Origin of the sequence: Nocardia sp. MDA0666 (genome assembly GCF_003023875.1) — a bacterium.
Taxonomy (GTDB): domain Bacteria; phylum Actinomycetota; class Actinomycetes; order Mycobacteriales; family Mycobacteriaceae; genus Nocardia; species Nocardia aobensis.
On sequence record NZ_PYHT01000030.1, the window covers coordinates 1 to 15,889 of the forward strand.

At 67.7% G+C, this 15,889-nt stretch carries 17 protein-coding genes; 5 read left to right on the top strand and 12 right to left on the bottom strand.

Going from position 1 to position 15,889, the window contains the following annotated elements; genetic code table 11:
• Positions 1–517: 517 nt before the first annotated feature.
• The 11 genes from C8258_RS28640 to C8258_RS28690 all read right to left on the bottom strand — a co-directional run bounded on the left by C8258_RS28640 (position 518) and on the right by C8258_RS28690 (position 11,029).
• On the bottom strand, positions 518–955 hold the full coding sequence (locus C8258_RS28640; protein ID WP_158271326.1) for a DUF4189 domain-containing protein: 438 nt from the start codon (positions 953–955) through the stop codon (positions 518–520).
• A gap of 255 nt (positions 956–1,210) precedes the next feature.
• Positions 1,211–2,836 carry a chaperonin GroEL gene (gene groL, locus C8258_RS28645; RefSeq protein WP_036506233.1) on the bottom strand — a complete coding sequence of 542 codons (1,626 nt, stop codon included), beginning with the start codon at positions 2,834–2,836 and terminating at the stop codon, positions 1,211–1,213.
• Between the two features lie 273 nt (positions 2,837–3,109).
• Entirely contained in the window at positions 3,110–3,403 is a 294-nt protein-coding gene (locus C8258_RS28650) for a hypothetical protein (RefSeq protein ID WP_030516558.1), read from the bottom strand.
• Between the two features lie 215 nt (positions 3,404–3,618).
• Positions 3,619–4,431, bottom strand: coding sequence for a Clp protease N-terminal domain-containing protein (locus C8258_RS28655; RefSeq protein ID WP_106957820.1), 813 nt, complete (start codon positions 4,429–4,431; stop codon positions 3,619–3,621).
• Positions 4,432–4,485: 54 nt separating this feature from the next.
• The gene (locus tag C8258_RS28660; protein WP_106957821.1) at positions 4,486–5,580 is read right to left on the bottom strand and encodes an NAD(P)/FAD-dependent oxidoreductase; all 1,095 of its coding nucleotides are present in this window, start codon (positions 5,578–5,580) and stop codon (positions 4,486–4,488) included.
• 82 nt (positions 5,581–5,662) lie between these two features.
• Entirely contained in the window at positions 5,663–6,568 is a 906-nt protein-coding gene (locus tag C8258_RS28665) for an RNA polymerase sigma-70 factor (RefSeq protein ID WP_106957822.1), read from the bottom strand.
• A gap of 42 nt (positions 6,569–6,610) precedes the next feature.
• The gene (locus C8258_RS28670) at positions 6,611–6,877 is read right to left on the bottom strand and encodes a hypothetical protein (RefSeq protein ID WP_146161358.1); all 267 of its coding nucleotides are present in this window, start codon (positions 6,875–6,877) and stop codon (positions 6,611–6,613) included.
• Between the two features lie 117 nt (positions 6,878–6,994).
• The gene (locus tag C8258_RS28675; protein ID WP_233225405.1) at positions 6,995–7,423 is read right to left on the bottom strand and encodes a hypothetical protein; all 429 of its coding nucleotides are present in this window, start codon (positions 7,421–7,423) and stop codon (positions 6,995–6,997) included.
• A gap of 145 nt (positions 7,424–7,568) precedes the next feature.
• On the bottom strand, positions 7,569–9,056 hold the full coding sequence (locus C8258_RS28680) for an ATP-binding protein (protein ID WP_233225412.1): 1,488 nt from the start codon (positions 9,054–9,056) through the stop codon (positions 7,569–7,571).
• Between the two features lie 37 nt (positions 9,057–9,093).
• Complete coding sequence (locus C8258_RS28685; RefSeq protein ID WP_106957825.1) at positions 9,094–10,767, bottom strand: FAD-dependent oxidoreductase; 1,674 nt, start codon at positions 10,765–10,767, stop codon at positions 9,094–9,096.
• Positions 10,768–10,831: 64 nt separating this feature from the next.
• On the bottom strand, positions 10,832–11,029 hold the full coding sequence (locus C8258_RS28690) for a hypothetical protein (protein WP_106957826.1): 198 nt from the start codon (positions 11,027–11,029) through the stop codon (positions 10,832–10,834).
• Between the two features lie 247 nt (positions 11,030–11,276).
• On the opposite strand from C8258_RS28690, the gene C8258_RS28695 reads away from it, so the two are divergent.
• Both C8258_RS28695 and C8258_RS28700 read left to right on the top strand, forming a co-directional pair.
• Positions 11,277–11,726 (top strand): SRPBCC family protein, encoded by a 450-nt coding sequence (locus C8258_RS28695; RefSeq protein ID WP_036506221.1) that lies wholly within the window; start codon positions 11,277–11,279, stop codon positions 11,724–11,726.
• Between the two features lie 50 nt (positions 11,727–11,776).
• On the top strand, positions 11,777–12,466 hold the full coding sequence (locus C8258_RS28700) for an SIMPL domain-containing protein (RefSeq protein ID WP_106957827.1): 690 nt from the start codon (positions 11,777–11,779) through the stop codon (positions 12,464–12,466).
• 18 nt (positions 12,467–12,484) lie between these two features.
• On the opposite strand, the gene C8258_RS28705 is transcribed toward C8258_RS28700, so the two are convergent.
• Positions 12,485–13,513 carry a beta-ketoacyl-ACP synthase III gene (locus C8258_RS28705; protein WP_036506225.1) on the bottom strand — a complete coding sequence of 343 codons (1,029 nt, stop codon included), beginning with the start codon at positions 13,511–13,513 and terminating at the stop codon, positions 12,485–12,487.
• Between the two features lie 288 nt (positions 13,514–13,801).
• On the opposite strand from C8258_RS28705, the gene C8258_RS28710 reads away from it, so the two are divergent.
• The 3 genes from C8258_RS28710 (at position 13,802) to C8258_RS28720 (ending at position 15,824) form a co-directional block, all read left to right on the top strand.
• Positions 13,802–14,074: a GlsB/YeaQ/YmgE family stress response membrane protein gene (locus C8258_RS28710; protein ID WP_036506240.1), complete on the top strand. Its 273-nt coding sequence runs from the start codon at positions 13,802–13,804 to the stop codon at positions 14,072–14,074.
• Between the two features lie 125 nt (positions 14,075–14,199).
• Entirely contained in the window at positions 14,200–14,919 is a 720-nt protein-coding gene (locus tag C8258_RS28715; protein ID WP_106957864.1) for a phosphatidylserine decarboxylase, read from the top strand.
• The gene (locus tag C8258_RS28720; protein WP_106957828.1) at positions 14,916–15,824 is read left to right on the top strand and encodes a phosphatidylcholine/phosphatidylserine synthase; all 909 of its coding nucleotides are present in this window, start codon (positions 14,916–14,918) and stop codon (positions 15,822–15,824) included. The genes C8258_RS28715 and C8258_RS28720 overlap by 4 nt, the downstream gene beginning before the upstream one ends.
• Positions 15,825–15,889: the final 65 nt, after the last annotated feature.

A 15,889-nucleotide genomic window follows, 5' to 3' on the forward strand; every position in this document is an offset into this window, starting at 1 on the left:
CTTAAACGCCAGCCGGAAAATAGCTGACTAAAAAATGTCCGACCCTCACACGGGGGGTGAAGATCGGAACCAAAATAAATATTTGGCACTGACATTCATCGACACACTATTGAGTTCTCAAAGAACACACGCACCAGCAATCTCGCGGGAAACTTCCCGGTCGATCGGTTGGGCAACTTTTACAGCTTAGCTCAGCCAGAAGCTCCCGACCAAATCGGGGTTCTTCCTACCGAACCAGTGTGATTGTCAGGCGCTCCTCGTCCGACCTCGTTGTCCCGGGCCTTTCGGCTCCGGGTCGGTGTCCGTGTCGCTCTGACCTGGAATAAGTTACGTGCCAACCGCATTCGAAGTCAAATCGCCTGGTCATCCGGCATAACGACGCACATCGGATGCGATCGCAACGGCTTTCACAACATCCGTTCCGAAATGCCGGAAGCCGGCCCGCTGTGGGTGCGGGACCGGCTTCCGATCGCAATTCGGGATACGCGTCGGGATACGCGACGAATTCGGCTTCGGGTCAGCCGTTGCAGCGGGAGACGGAGATGACCGCGGGTCCCGAGCCGTCCGAACTCAGGGTCGGCGGACGCCCGGGGCCGAGGGCGGCGATCGCATTGCGCTCGGCGTCTTGGAGGCTGGCCCCGGTGCCGCCGGTGTGGATGTCGTCGCGCCGGGCGATGGCACCGCAACCGTCGACGAAGCGCACGATGGTCGCGCACCCCTGCTCACCGTGCGAGGAGCACTGCTCCAGGGCGCCTGCGTCGGCTGTCGCCTGGTCGGGAGCATTGAGGGCGATTCCGATGGTCCAGCCGTCGTCGTTCGCGTCGGAAATGGCCATCGCGCCGTAGTAGTGGCCGTCCGCTCCACGCTCCGCGGCCGCGGAACCGGTCCCGGCGACGACGAAGACCGCCGCGGACGCCGCAACGAAACTCAGGGCAAGCTTGCCCGTTGAGAACATTCCTGTTTCCCCTATCGAAGGCTTCCGGATGAAGCCAACCGAAAAGAATGCGTTCCAGAATGCTGGTTGTCCAGCCCCGAGCATCGAAAGCCCTTGCGGCGGCGAGGGTTAGGGGAAATGTGACCGAAAAGCGCCAGCTGCATCGTGGCGCGTGACCGAGTTCCGACGACGGCAGGTCCGCCGAAAACGCCGGTAGCCGGCCCGCTCGAAGGCGGACCGGCTACCGGTTCGAAAGGTGTTGCCGGAAGGCAGGACTCAGAAGTCCATGCCGCCCATGCCACCGGTCGGGTCGCCGACGGGAGCGGCGGCCTTCTCCGGCTTGTCGGCCACGACGGCCTCGGTGGTGAGGAACAGCGCGGCGATCGACGCGGCGTTCTGCAGCGCCGAGCGGGTGACCTTGACCGGGTCGGCGACACCGGCGGCCAGCAGGTCCTCGTACTCGCCGGAGTCGGCGTTGAGGCCCTGGCCGGTCGGCAGGTTGGCGACCTTCTCGGCGACCACGCCGGGCTCGAGGCCGGCGTTGAAGGCGATCTGCTTCAGCGGCGCGGCCAGCGCCACCTTCACGATGTTCGCACCGGTGGCCTCGTCACCGGTCAGCTTCAGGTCGTCCAGCGCCGGGCCGGCCTGCAGCAGCGCCACACCACCACCAGGGACGATGCCCTCTTCGACGGCGGCCTTGGCGTTGCGCACCGCGTCCTCGATGCGGTGCTTGCGCTCCTTCAGCTCCACCTCGGTGGCGGCGCCGGCCTTGATCACCGCAACACCGCCGGCCAGCTTGGCCAGGCGCTCCTGCAGCTTCTCACGGTCGTAATCCGAGTCCGAGTTCTCGATCTCGGTGCGGATCTGGGCAACGCGACCCGCGATGGCGTCGGCATCACCGGCACCGTCGACGATGGTGGTCTCGTCCTTGGTCACCACGACCTTGCGGGCGGTGCCCAGCAGGTCGACGGTGGCGGTCTCCAGGTTCAGGCCGACCTCTTCGCTGATGACCTCGCCACCGGTCAGGATGGCGATGTCGGCCAGCTGCGCCTTGCGGCGGTCGCCGAAGCCCGGGGCCTTGACGGCGACGGACTTGAAGGTGCCGCGGATCTTGTTCACGACCAGGGTCGACAGGGCCTCGCCCTCGACGTCCTCGGCGATGATCAGCAGCGGCTTACCGGCCTGGATGACCTTCTCCAGCAGCGGCAGCAGGTCCTTGACGGTCGAGACCTTCGAACCGACGAGCAGGATGTACGGGTCCTCGAGGACCGCTTCCTGACGCTCGGCGTCGGTGACGAAGTAGCCCGAGATGTAGCCCTTGTCGAAGCGCATACCCTCGGTCAGCTCCAGCTGGAGGCCGAAGGTGTTGCTCTCCTCGACGGTGATGACGCCTTCCTTGCCGACCTTGTCCATGGCCTCGGCGATCAGCTCACCGATGGACGCGTCGCCGGCGGAGATGGCCGCGGTGGCAGCGATCTGCTCCTTGGTCTCGACCTCCTTGGCGGTGTCGAGCAGCTTGGCGGTGACGGCCTCGACGGCCTTCTCGATGCCGCGCTTCAGGCCCAGCGGGTTCGCACCGGCCGCGACGTTGCGCAGGCCCTCGCGCACCAGCGCCTGGGCGAGCACGGTTGCGGTGGTGGTGCCGTCACCGGCGACATCGTCGGTCTTCTTGGCGACCTCTTTGACCAGCTCGGCGCCGATCTTCTCGTAGGGGTCCTCCAGCTCGATCTCCTTGGCGATGGACACACCATCGTTGGTGATCGTGGGGGCGCCCCACTTCTTCTCCAGGACAACGTTGCGACCCTTGGGGCCCAGCGTCACCTTGACCGCGTCGGCGAGGCTGTTCAGTCCCCGCTCGAGACCGCGACGGGCCTCTTCGTCGTACGCAATTGTCTTGGCCATTGCGTTGAGATCCTCCACATGTATATGGGGCTGACACACAGAGCGACCGCAGGTTGGATCGCCCCATTACGCTGGCCAGGTACGGTGCCCGCGACGGACGACCGAGGGTGTCTGGGAACCCGGTCTCACCTGCCCGACCTAGCACTCACTGGTCGAGAGTGCCAGGACCTTTCTAGCACTCGACGGTACCGAGTGCAAGGTTACGGATCCGACGGCCGCCTCGTTCGCAATCGGCGATATCGGCTGGACGGCGCGGTATCGGGGTCGGCGCGCTCACGTATCGTCGGTGACTCTCAGCGCCAGGGCGACGAAGGCGTCGGTGCGCCGCTCCTCCGGACTGCGCGGCTCGCCGCGTTCCACGGTCACCTGTTCGGCGTCGTGAAGCAGCAGTTCCGCCTCGATTCGCATGATCGCCCGGATGAACGGGGGCGCCACCTCGGGCGGCAGATCGCCGTTGACGATGTAGCTGCCGTCCGGGCCGTCCTCGGTTTCGACATAGGACAGCGCGCGCAGCAGGTCTGCGCGTAGTTCCCCCGCGATCAGGTCGGAATCCGATCCATCCGCCATAGCAATATCGTATCCGGACCACCGATCACCTCATCAGCCCCACAACTACACATCTGTATCGGCGAGTGATCATGTCCGCCGCGACCGGCGCCCGAACCGGGCGCGGCCTGGGCGGATCGGCGAAACCGGCGAACCGGTCCGACACGACGAATCGTGTCGGACCCGTCTCCGACAACCGCGCCGGCGTGCCGAATCCGGATGCCGGCGAGCACCGATCAGGCAATCGGCGCGGCGGGCGGCTGCGGCGGAGCGGGCGGGCTCGGCGGAGTGGGTGGCGTGGGCGGCGTCGACGCGGCCGGCGGCTGCGGCGGAGCGGGCGGGCTCGGCGGCATGAACTGGGAGAGCTGGGCGACGAGATCGCGTTCGATATCCGCCTTGGTCAAGCCCAGCCCCGACAGCACACCGTTTCCGTCCTCCTGCTCGAGCAGTGCGAGCAGCAGATGTTCGGTGCCGATGTAGTTGTGGCCGAGCCGGAGCGCCTCCCGGAAGGTCAACTCCAGCGTCTTGCGGGCGGTCGCGGTGTACGGGATAAGGGCGGGGACCTCGTCCACCGCCGCCGGCAGCGCCGCCGTCGCGACCCGGCGCACCGCGTCCAGCGAGACCCCCTTGGCGACGATGGCATGCGCCGCCAGGCCGTCCGGCTCACTGAGCAGTCCCAGCACCAGGTGTTCGGGCTGAATCTCCGGATTGCCCGCGCGTCGGGCCTCCTCCATGGACGCCATCACGACATTGCGCGCGCGGGGCGTGAAGCGTGCGAATCCGGCATTCGGATCCATCGCGGGATCACCCGGCTTCGGCACGAAACGCTTCTGCGCGGCCTGTTTGGAGACGCCCATGCTCTGGCCGATATCGGTCCAGGAGGCGCCCGAACGGCGGGCCTGGTCGACGAAGTGGCCGATCAGGTGATCGGCCACCTCGCTCATGTGCCCGGCGACCAGCACGGCGTCGGAGAGTTGTTCCAGGACGTCGTCGGGCCGGGCGAGTTTGATGCCGTCGATCAGATCATCGAGACGGATACGTTCGGTCATGCGTCAACTTTAGGTTGACCCATTCGTTCTGGTCAACCATAAGTTGACGACATGTCATGGACGCGCCTGCATCGCCGCACCGCGCACGATCATCTCCTTCACCACCGCCGCCGGGCGGCCGGTCAGGGCGCGCGGGGTCGGGGCGTCGTCGGCGCGGACGAACTGCACCACCGCGTCGCGACGCCCGAGGCTGATGCATTGCAGGACGTAGCGGAAACGCAGCTCGTCCGGTTCCGCACCGCGCATCCGGGCCAGTGCCGACCGCGCGGCATGAGATCCGGTCGGCAGTGCCGTCGCACAGGCCATCCGCAGTTCGCGGCCGCCCGGTCCGGCGATCGCGGCGCAGTCGCCGGCGGCGTACACGTGCGGATCGGAGGTGCGCAGCGTGGCGTCCACCAGGACCCGGCCCCGTGCATCGATTGCCAAGCCGGCGCGAGCGGCAAGGTCGCTGGTGGTGAAACCCGTTGTCCACAAGACGGTTTCGGCCTCGATGCGCCCGCCACCGGCGAGCCGCACGCCGTCCGCCGCGACCTCGACCACCTTGGCGCCCGCGTGTACCTCGACACCGAGCCGCTCCAGGGTGGCGGCGATATGCCGCTGCGCGCGCTCGGAGAGCCAGAAGCCGGGCTGTTCCGAACTCACCAGCGCCACCGACAATTCCGGATGCGATTCGGCGAGTTCGGCCGCGGTCTCGATACCGGTCGCCCCGGCGCCGACCACCGCGACGCGGCCACGCAGCGGCGGCAGCGCGGCGATGTCCTCCAGGGTCGCCACCGGATGGGCGTAATCCCGCACGCCGGCAACGCTGTCGACATCCGCGGCACTGCCGAGCGTGTACACCAGCGTGTCGTAACCGAGCACCGAACCGTCGGACAGCGAAACCTCCTGTGCCGCAGTATCTATCGTCGTGACCCAGCCGCGGACGAAGTGGGCGCCCTTGCGTTCCAGCATGGTTCGCAGATCCCGGCGCGCGATCGTCTGCCCGGCGGCGAGCTGATGCAGTCGCACCCGCTCGACCATTTCCGCACGGCTGTCGACGACCGTGATCTGCGCGCCGCGGGACTTGCAGAGTCTGCCCGCCGCGGCCAGGCCGGCATAGCCGGCACCCAGCACGAGGATTCGATGGGATGCGGTGTGATGTGCGCTCATGGGTGACTCCTTCTCGAGGCCGACACCCTTCAGACCGGACAGCCCGCCGATCCCTGACAACGATCGGCCGTGTTCCGCGTCACTACCCCAGGCGTTCTGCTTCCGCCGGCGCCGGGAAGCGACCGAAGTACGCGAGTTTGTCGGGATTGACCAGGATCCGGATCGCCGAGATCCGCTCGTCGGCCACATCGGCCGCGCCGATCAACAGCAGCTCGCCGTGGACCCGGGCCACGGCGGCCGGTGCGCCGTTGACCTCCTCGATGCTCAGTTCGAGATCCTCGACCTCGCGGTGGAACAGACCGGCCAGATAGCGCGCCACCCGGCCCGCGCCGACGACGGGCCGGCGAGCCGCGCTCATCTTGCCGCCACCGTCGGCGACCGACACGATATCGGCGGTGAACATCTGTTCCAGGGCGGCGATATCGCCCGCCCGGGCGGCGACGAGGAAACGCTGGAACAGTTCCCGGGCACGGGCGGGTTCGGCGTCGAACCGGGTGTGTTCGCTACGGACGTGCAGGCGGGCGCGGCGATACAGCTGCTGCGAATTCGCCTCGGACAGCTCGAGCATGTCGGCGATCTCGCGATGCGAGTAACCGAACGCCTCGCGCAGGACGAAAACGGCGCGTTCGGCGGGCGACAACCGTTCCAGCAGCGTCAACACCGCCAGCGAGACCAGTTCACGCTGCTCCGCGGATTCCATCGGACCGAGTTCGCCGCCGCCGGTGGGCACCGGCTCCGGCAGCCACGGGCCGACATAGGTCTCACGGCGTGTGCGCGCGGACTCCAGCCAGCTCCGGCACAGATTCACCACGACCGTGGTCAGCCAGGCCTCGGCGGACCGGATCCCGGCACGCTCGGTGGCCTCCCAGCGCAGATAGGTCTCCTGGACGGCGTCCTCGGCCTCGCTCGCCGAGCCGAGCATGCGGTAGGCGAGTGCGAACAGGCGGGAGCGATGGCGTTGGAATTCGGCCAGACCCGTATCGTCCATCCGCTGCGCCCTCCAGTACAGGACCGGTAGTCGGGGGCGAGATTACTCGCCGCCGGCACCCGGGTCGCGTTTCGGCCAGGTGATGTGCGGCAGGGTGATGTGCGGCCGCGCAGACTCGCTGGTCGGCGGCGCCGCCGGACTCGGCGACGTATTGCGGCGCAGACCCGAGCCGTCGTCGGAGGGCGCCGGAGTCGCGGTGGCCGAACTCGTGGGCGCGGCACAGCAGGTCTTCTCCTGGTCGTGGGCGCAGGCCGTCAGGGCGACGGTGAGGGCGGCCGACGACAACGCGGCGACGACGAATTTCTTCACGAGATCTCCCCGGCTCGAGCGCCGCATCTGCCGCGGCGCATGCGAACACGCTGCGCCACAGCACTTGCCGATCTCGTATGGATCACCTAAAAGCCCAGCACACGCCGGGCGCGGGTGTTATTCCGTGACCATTCCGATGGCGACCGCGACCGGCTTGTCGGCCTCACTCTTGGACAGGCACACCAGCTTCGCGGTTCCCAGCGCCACATTCGGGCTGCCGTCGAACTTCGAGCCGGGGTTCTCCGCGAGAATGCGATCCATCAGGGACTTCTCACCCTCGATATCGAGTTTGCGGAACTCGTCGCAGGTGGTCGCCGAGGCCGGGCCCAGGCCGGAATTCTCCGGATGCGCCGTGGTGCCGGGCGCCTCGGTGGGCGGCGCCGGTGCGGGGGTCGTCGACGCGGGGGCGGGGGCCGAGGTCGCGACGGCCGAACCGTTTCTGCGCAGGCCGTTGGCATCGGCGGACGAATGGTCGTCGCCGCCGCAGCCGGTGAGGGCAACGGTCAGCGCGCCCAGGGCGACGGCCGTCACGGTCAGTCGTTTCATCTCGTGCGTAACCCCCGAGTGGTCCGGCAACGCCGAATCTCCTCCGGCGCGCGCCGGATGCCTCCGGCGCGGCTCGCAGCGTACCGGCCACATCGGCGATTGAAAACCCCGGCCTTACCGTGGAGTTCGGATCGAATTGCGGCCCTTACGATTCGGCGGCAGCGGTGGCCGAACCACGTCCGGAGGCCGCCTCCAGCGGCAACCGGACGATGAATCGGGTGTCGCCCGGCGTGGACTCGACCCGGATATCGCCGCCGTGTTTGTTCACCACGATGCGGAACGAGATGTCGAGGCCGAGTCCGGTGCCCTCACCGACGGGTTTCGTGGTGAAGAAGGGCTCGAAGATCCGATCCCGCAACGCTTCCGGGACACCCGGCCCGGTATCGCCGATCTCCACTGCGGCACAGTCGTTTTCGCGATAGGTCCGCACCGTGAGCGTGCCGGATCCGTTCATCGCCGCCACCGCGTTGTCGATGAGGTTGGTCCACACCTGGTTCAGTTCCGCTGCGTAGCAAGGGACTTCGGGCAGCGCCCGGTCGTACTCCTTGACCACGGCGATGTCGTCGCCGATCTTGCGGGCCAGCATCACCAGCGTGCTGTCGAGCAGTTCGTGGATGTCGACCACCTGGAACGGCGCCCGATCCATCTGCGAATACTGCTTGGCCGCATGCACGAGCGAGGAGATGCGCCCGGTCGAATCGGTGATCTCGTTCATCAGCAGTTCGGTTTCGACGGTGTAGTTCAACCACCGGATCGCACCTTCGAACACTCCGTCGTCGCAATGTTCGAGAGTGCCCGCGACCTTCTCCAGCCAATCGATGTCGAAGCCGGCCTGGACGAAATTCGGGGCCAGATCCCATCCGTTGGCGATGTTGTGATCGGCGAGCCAGTCGCCGAGTTCGTCCTCGCGGTCGGCGGCCTCCATCGCGGTCAGGGTCGGCGCCTTGGCCACCTGGGTGGCCGCCTCCTCCTGGAGCTGCACCAGCGCCTCGAGCGCGGCGGAGTCGAACTTGCCGTGCGCCATCATCTTCAGCTTGTGCCGCATTCCGGCGACCCGATCCCGCAGCGAGGAGGTGGCCCGCACCGCGGCGGCCGCGGGATTGTTCAACTCGTGGGTGAGTCCGGCCGACAGCGAACCCAAGGCCAGCAGTCGCTCCCGCCGGCCGATGATCTCGTTGGTATTGCGGTTGCCGAAGAACACGCCCTCCAGCAGATGCAGGGCCATCGGGAACCATTCCTGCATCATCCGGGCGAAGGTCCCGGCGTCCAGGACGAAGAATTTCGACGGCTTCGTCACCGTCAGCGAGCCGGTGTAGTTCTGGTCGGCCCGCTCGCCCATATACGCCGTCCACGCGCCGGCATACGAGCCGCGGTGATCGGTGCGAACGAGTTCGAGATCCTCGCCCGCGGACAGTTTCGAGAGCACCACCTCACCGTCCATCAGGACGTAGAAGCAGGTCGCGGGCTCACCCTCGCGATAGACCGGCCCCGGCTCGAAGTATTCGACCCGGCCCTCCCGGCAGAGCCAGGCCAGTTGCTCGTCGTCGAGCTTCTCGAACAGGAACAGGGTGCGCAATTCCGCCGGATCACACAGGGTCCGGGAGCCGGTGACGGCACGGCCGCTGTCGCTCACGGCGCCGTTCTGATCGCTGTCGCTCACGGTGCGCCTCCTATTGTTTCGCGAGGTATCGGTGGACCAGCATGACCGCCATCGCGCCCTCACCGACCGCGGACGCGACCCGCTTCGCCGATTCGGAACGCACATCGCCGGCGACGAAGACGCCCGGGATGCTGGTTTCGAGATGATGGGGCGGACGGGGCAGCTCCCAGCCCGCCGGCCGGGACCCCTCGACCATCAGGTCCGGTCCGGCCAGGACGTAGCCGAATTCGTCGCGGACGACCAGTCCGTCCAGCCAGTCCGTTTCGGGCGCCGCGCCGATGAACAAAAACAGCCGTTCGGCGTCGACCTTGTCCTCGGCGCCGGTCGCGTTGTTGCGCAACACGATTCGTTCCAGATGATCGCTGCCGTCGGCGGCCACCACCTCGGTGTTGGTGTGCACCTTGATATTCGGGACGGCCTCGATCTGCTGGATCAGATAGTGCGACATCGACTGGTCCAGCGAACTGCCGCGCACCAGGATGTGCACCGTGCAGGCGTGCCGGGACAGGAATACCGCCGCCTGCCCGGCCGAATTCGCCCCGCCGACGATGTAGACCTCGCGTTCGGCGCAGTCGGCCGCCTCGGTCATCGCGGAGCCGTAGTAGACGCCGCGGCCGGTGAAGTCGTCCACTCCGGGAGCGGGGTGGTGGCGGTAGTTGACGCCGGTGGCGATCAGCACGGAGTGGGCGCTGACGCAGGAGCCGTCGGAGAAGAGCACGCGCCGCGCGGAACCACACGCCTCGAGACCGACCACTTCCCGGGCGGTGATCAGTTCGGCGCCGAATTTCACCGCCTGCCGCCGCGCGCGATCGGCCAGCTGGGCGCCCGAAAGCCCGTCGGGGAAGCCCAGGTAGTTCTCGATCCGGGAACTCTGCCCGGCCTGCCCGCCGGTCGCGGTCCGCTCCACCAGCACCGTGCGCAGACCTTCGGAGGCGCCGTACACGGCCGCACCGAGCCCGGCGGGGCCGCCGCCGACCACGATCAGGTCGTAGAACTCACCACTCGGATCGGTACTCAGGCCCACGCAGCCGGCGAGTTCGCTGTCCGACGGGGACAGCAGCACGTTGCCGCTCGGATCGATCACCACCGGGCACTGCTCGGCGTCGGCCCCGGCGGCCTCGAGCAGGCGTTGGCCCTCGGGATCGTCGGCCAGATACCAGCGATACGGCAGCTGATTGCGGGCGAGGAATTCGCGCACCTCGGAACTGCGAGCCGACCAGCGGTGCCCGATCACCTTCGTCTCGTGCACCGGGCGGCGGTCGTCGCCACGCCACGATTCCAGCAGCGCGTCGACCACCGGATACAACTTCTCCTCCGGCGGATCCCACGGTTTGAGCAGATAGTGGTCGAGGTCGACCACATTGATGGCGTCGATGGCGGCGTTGGTGTCGGCATACGCGGTGAGCAGCACCCGGCGTGCATAGGGGTGCAGATCGATCGCGTGCTCCAGGAATTGGATGCCGTCCATTCCCGGCATTCGATAATCGGCGATCAGTACCGCGACCGGCTGGCCGCGCAATTTCAGTTCGCGCAGGACGTCCAGTGCCGAGGCACCGGATTCCGCGCGCATGATGCGATAGTCGGCTCCGTACCGCCGCCGCAGGTCGCGCACCACGGCCCGGGAGACGCCGGGGTCGTCGTCGACACTGAGGATTACCGGTTTGACGGCAGCTGGTGAAGTCACATCGAAAAGTATGAGCGCCCGGCGGGCGCATTGCCCAGAATGTTCGCTACGGGCACCACATCGATCACACCAGGCGGTGTTCGACGAGGTCGAGTTCGCTCGGCGTCAGCAAACGTTCGAGCCTTTCCTCCCGCTCGGCCAGGTTGCGGCGCGATCGCCGGCCGTGGTTGCGAAAGGCCGCGCCCAGCGGCCCGGATTCCGAATCGGGGAGTAACGGAACCGATTCCGCCTGCCGACGATGGAGGATGGTTCGAATATTCACGGCCGATCACCTCACAGGGACGTAGAAGCGTGCGCTCCGGTCTGTTGCTTCGTTGCCTGCCGTAGTTGTCTATCCGCCATTGTGCGTCGGTCATTACGGCCGGCGAAACGGATCACATCAGAATGTGACCTAGTTGATCTTCAACGGAAAAGTGGCCTCCCTCACAGGGTCGCGTGTCCGGTTGCCGTGTCTAGGATTACCGTTACCGACCGTCATAACCACGCCCGTCACGATCTCGGAGGCAGCGTTGCCGAACACCCTGGAAGCCACCATCGACATCTCCGCCACACCGGACAAGGTGTGGGCGGTCGTCTCCGATCTGGGACGGATGCCGGAATTCAGCCCCACCACGCTGAAGATGATTCCGCTGGGCACGCCCCGCGCCGGCACGTGGACGGTGAACCTCAACAAGGTCGGCCGCAAGTACTACCCGACCACCTCGCGCATCGTGCGGTACGAGCCCAATCAGGCCTTCGCGTTCCGGATGAACGAGAACGCCACCGTGTGGAGCTACACCCTCGAACCCACTGCGGCGGGCACCCGCGTGACCGAGCGTCGCGACGTTCCGAACGGGGTGCGCAAACCGGTGCGGCTGATGATCGACGCACTTCTCGGCGGCGAGCAGCAGTTCGAGGCCGATCTGGTCGCGGGGATGAACGAAACCCTCGGCAAGATCAAGGTCGCGGCCGAGCGCTGATTCGGCGCGCCCGCGAGCGGGGCCGGGTTCGGCCGCGTAGTTTGCCCGGTATGCGACGGGTTGCGAGCGTAATGGCGGTGCTCGCGGGGACCACCGTGCTGCTGAGTGGTTGTGGCAGTTCGGATTCGGGGACCTCGCGCGAGGTGACGGTGGTCGGCACCGGTCAGGTGCGCGGAGCGCCGGACACCCTGAACGCCGACGTGGGTGTCGAAGTCACCGCCCCCGACGTGTCCACCGCCATCGCGAACGCGAACGGCAAGGCGAAGGCGATCACCGACGCGATGGTGAACGCGGGCGCGAAACGCGAGGACATCCGCACGACCGATGTGTCGGTGCAGCCGCAGTACGGGCCCGACCACAACGTCACCGGCTACACCGCGACCAACACCGTGCACGTCGTGGTCCGCGATCTGCCCAAGGCCTCGGCCGTCCTGTCGTCCGCAGTGCAGGCCGGCGGTAACGACACCCGGATCCGCGGCGTCTCGTTCGCGCTCGACGACAATTCGAAACTGCTCGCCGACGCGCGAGCCGGCGCCTTCGCCGACGCCAAGGCCCGCGCCGACCAGTACGCGGTGCTGTCGGGCCTGAAGTTGAAGGACGTGAAGACCATCAACGAGACCAGCAGCGGGGAATCGACCCCGCCGCAGGCCAAGGCCCAATTCGCCAGTCCCGACGTACCTTTGGAACCCGGTCAGCAGACGGTGACCTTCACCGTGACGGTCACCTGGACCATGGGCTGACCCGCGCGGGCCGGACGCCTACTGCCAGTTGGGCAGTTTCGCCACCTGCGCGGCGTAGGACAGGCCCGCGCCGAAGGCGACCAGCAGCGCCGCCGCACCGGGTTTGCTCTCACCCGAACGCAGCATCGCCTCCATGGCCAGCGGAACCGAGGCGGCCGAGGTGTTGCCGGTCTCCTCGATGTCGTTGGCCAGTGCGCAATTGGCCGACAGCTTCAGCTCACGCGCCATGATCTCGATGATGCGGCCGTTGGCCTGGTGCGGAACCATCGCGTCGATATCGCCGGGGGTCAGGCCCGCGCGCTCGATCGCGTCCAGGCAGACCTTCTTCAGCGAGTGGGCGGCCCAGCGGAAGACCGCGGTGCCCTCCATCGCCAGATACGGGCGGACCGCGTCGGTGCCCTTCTCGTCGATCTCCCGGAAGAACTCCATCCAGTCCTTGTCCTGGCGGATGGCGTGATGCTGTTCGCCGTCGGAACCCCAGACGGTCGGGCCGATGCCGGGTTCGTCGGACGGGCCCACGATCACCGCGCCCGCGCCGTCGGCGAACAGGAAGGCGGTGCCGCGATCGGCCGGGTTGAACGTGTCCGTGAGCCGTTCGACGCCGATCACCAGCACATGGCCCGCGGTGCCGCCCTTGACCAGATCCGAGGCCAGGCCCAGCGCATGACAGAAGCCCGCGCACCCGGCGGAGATGTCGAAGGCGGCCGGATTGTTCATCCCGAGCTCGGTGGCGATCTGCGGAGCGGCCGCCGGAGTGAGCAGTAGCCAGGTCGAGGTCGCGACGATGACGCAGTCGACCTGCTCGGCGGTGATTCCCGCGGCTGCGATGGCATCGCGCGCCGCGGCGGCGCTCATGGCGATGATGGTTTCGGATTCGGAGGCGAACCGCCGGGTCCGGATGCCCGAGCGGGTGCGAATCCATTCGTCGCTGGACTCGATCGGTCCGGCGACTTCGTCGTTGGTCACGACCCGGGCGGGGCGGTACACACCGAGCCCGAGCATCGCCGTGTGCTCCACCCCGGTGACTTGGGCGAGTCGAGCAGCCATCGCGCATCTCCTATGTACCTGCCGGCGGGCCGGAGAACCGGAAGACGGTTCCGGTCCGGGCGCCACCCGCGTATCGAACATTCCTTCATCGGGCCCCGGGGCCGACGCGCTCGTGGTTCGTGAACCGACGCGTAGACATGAGGCCCCCTCATATTAGTAGGAATGCTAATCCCCAGGGTGGGTATTGTCACAATCGATTCGTGTAGAACCGGCTCGCAGACTGGTTCCGATACCGAACCGTGGCGAGGCGGAGACAGCAATTTCCGACGAGTTTCCCTGGAGGACATGATGCTCGGTCTCGGAATCATCGGCTGGATCATCATCGGCGGCCTGGCGGGCTGGATCGCCAGCAAGATCATGGGCACCGACGCCCAGCAGGGCATCCTGCTCAATATCGTCGTGGGCGTCGTCGGCGGCCTGATCGGTGGCTTCATCCTGCGACTGTTCGGCGTCGACGTGCACAGCGGCGGATTCTTTTTCAGTTTCCTCACCTGCCTGGCGGGAGCGGTCATCCTGTTGTGGCTGGTGCGACTGGTCACGGGTCGCAGAGCCGCCCACTGAGCCGCCCGCGGCGGCGGGTGCGCCCGATCGGGGCCACGCCACGGTGATGCAGTGTCCCGTAAGGTGTGAGCGCGGTCCCGGAGACTCTGCGGACCGAATGTCACCCGCGCACGAAAGAGGAGTCCGTGGCCCGCCGCCCCACCCCGCCCGGTACGCCCGAACGTACCGGGCTCGGTCATGTCGCCGACCTGGTCAAAGCAGCGATTCCGCCGCTGCATCCCGCCGGCCTGCCCTTCGTGGCCGCGCCGCTGGCGGTGGCGGTCCTCGGCGGGCGGCGCCGGCGCTGGCTGCGCCGCACCGGACTCACCGCGGCCGCGGCGTCGGCGGCCTTCTTCCGGCATCCGCACCGGGTGCCGCCGAATCGGGCGAATATCGTCGTCGCCCCGGCCGACGGTGAGATCGCGCTCGTCGACACCGCGGTGCCGCCGGCCGAACTGAATCTCGGCGACACCCCGCTGCCCCGGGTGAGCATCTTCCTGTCGGTGCTCGACGTGCACGTGCAGCGCACCCCGGTCTCGGGCACCGTGCGCACCATCGCCTACCAGCGCGGTCAGTTCCGCTCGGCGGATCTGCCGGAGGCCAGTTCGGTGAACGAGCGCAACAGCATGGTGCTCGAGACCGCCTCGGGTCAGCTGGTGACGGTCGTGCAGATCGCCGGACTGCTGGCCCGCCGCATCGTCTGCGACGCCAAGGTCGGCGACGCGTTGAGCATCGGCGAAACCTACGGTCTGATCCGGTTCGGCTCGCGGGTCGACACCTACTTCCCGGTCGGCACCCGGCTGCTGGTCGAGCCCGGGCAGCGCACGATCGGCGCGGAAACGGTGCTGGCCGAACTGCTGCCATGATCGAGAACACCGTGACCGAACCGGGTCGCCGCCGCCGCACGATCCGTCTGCTGCCGAGCATCGTGACGATCCTGGCGCTGTGTGCCGGACTGTCGGCGGTGAAATTCGCACTCGACGGCTCGCTCGACATCGCCCTGGCGATGATCGGCGCGGCCGCCGTCCTCGACACCCTCGACGGCCGGCTGGCCCGGATGCTGTCGGCCACCACCAAGATCGGCGCCGAACTGGATTCGCTGGCCGATGCCATCTCCTTCGGCGTCGCCCCGGCCTTGGTGCTGTATGTGACCTTCCTGCGCCAGGACAGCGCGGGCTGGATCATCGCGCTGATCTATACGGTGAGCCTCGTGCTGCGCCTGGCCCGGTTCAACACGATCATGGACGACGACACCCGGCCCGACTGGGAGCGCGAATACTTCACCGGCGTCCCCGCGCCGGCGGCGGCGTTGATCGCGCTGCTGCCGATCGCGCTGCACAGCCAGTTCGGCGAGGGATGGTGGAACAACTTCCCGGTGGTGGCGGCGTGGACTGTCTTCGCGGCCCTGCTCGCCGTCAGCACGATCCCGACGCTGGCGATGAAGTCGGTGTCGGTGGCGCCGCAGGCGGCGGCACTGCTGCTGGTGCTGGTCGCGCTGGCCGGGGCCGCGCTGATCACCTATCCGCTGATCCTGCTGATGGTGCTGGTCGGGCTGTACCTCGTGCACATTCCGTTCGCGTGGCGCTCGCAGCGCTGGGTGGCGGCCCGGCCGGAGACCTGGCATCACAAGCCGGCCGAACGCCGCGCACAGCGGCGTGCGGCCCGGCGGATTCCGCCGGTCGGCGAGGGCGCCCGGTTGCGGCTGCGGCGACCGCCGGGCATTCGCGAATCGTCGGCGCGGTTGCGGCTGCGCCGGCCGGGCGGACGCTGATCCGGCGAGCTCGATCCCTACGGCCGCTGCCGGGACCACGGGCACAGACGACTGCCGCCCGCCAC

What these genes read in the sequence shown, in the direction of transcription:
- C8258_RS28640 (WP_158271326.1), bottom strand. Translation starts at nt 955, where the DNA reads ATGTTCTCAACGGGCAAGCTTGCCCTGAGTTTCGTTGCGGCGTCCGCG.
- groL (WP_036506233.1), bottom strand. Translation starts at nt 2,836, where the DNA reads ATGGCCAAGACAATTGCGTACGACGAAGAGGCCCGTCGCGGTCTCGAG.
- C8258_RS28650 (WP_030516558.1), bottom strand. Translation starts at nt 3,403, where the DNA reads ATGGCGGATGGATCGGATTCCGACCTGATCGCGGGGGAACTACGCGCA.
- C8258_RS28655 (WP_106957820.1), bottom strand. Translation starts at nt 4,431, where the DNA reads ATGACCGAACGTATCCGTCTCGATGATCTGATCGACGGCATCAAACTC.
- C8258_RS28660 (WP_106957821.1), bottom strand. Translation starts at nt 5,580, where the DNA reads ATGAGCGCACATCACACCGCATCCCATCGAATCCTCGTGCTGGGTGCC.
- C8258_RS28665 (WP_106957822.1), bottom strand. Translation starts at nt 6,568, where the DNA reads ATGGACGATACGGGTCTGGCCGAATTCCAACGCCATCGCTCCCGCCTG.
- C8258_RS28675 (WP_233225405.1), bottom strand. Translation starts at nt 7,423, where the DNA reads ATGAAACGACTGACCGTGACGGCCGTCGCCCTGGGCGCGCTGACCGTT.
- C8258_RS28700 (WP_106957827.1), top strand. Translation starts at nt 11,777, where the DNA reads ATGCGACGGGTTGCGAGCGTAATGGCGGTGCTCGCGGGGACCACCGTG.
- C8258_RS28705 (WP_036506225.1), bottom strand. Translation starts at nt 13,513, where the DNA reads ATGGCTGCTCGACTCGCCCAAGTCACCGGGGTGGAGCACACGGCGATG.
- C8258_RS28710 (WP_036506240.1), top strand. Translation starts at nt 13,802, where the DNA reads ATGCTCGGTCTCGGAATCATCGGCTGGATCATCATCGGCGGCCTGGCG.
- C8258_RS28720 (WP_106957828.1), top strand. Translation starts at nt 14,916, where the DNA reads ATGATCGAGAACACCGTGACCGAACCGGGTCGCCGCCGCCGCACGATC.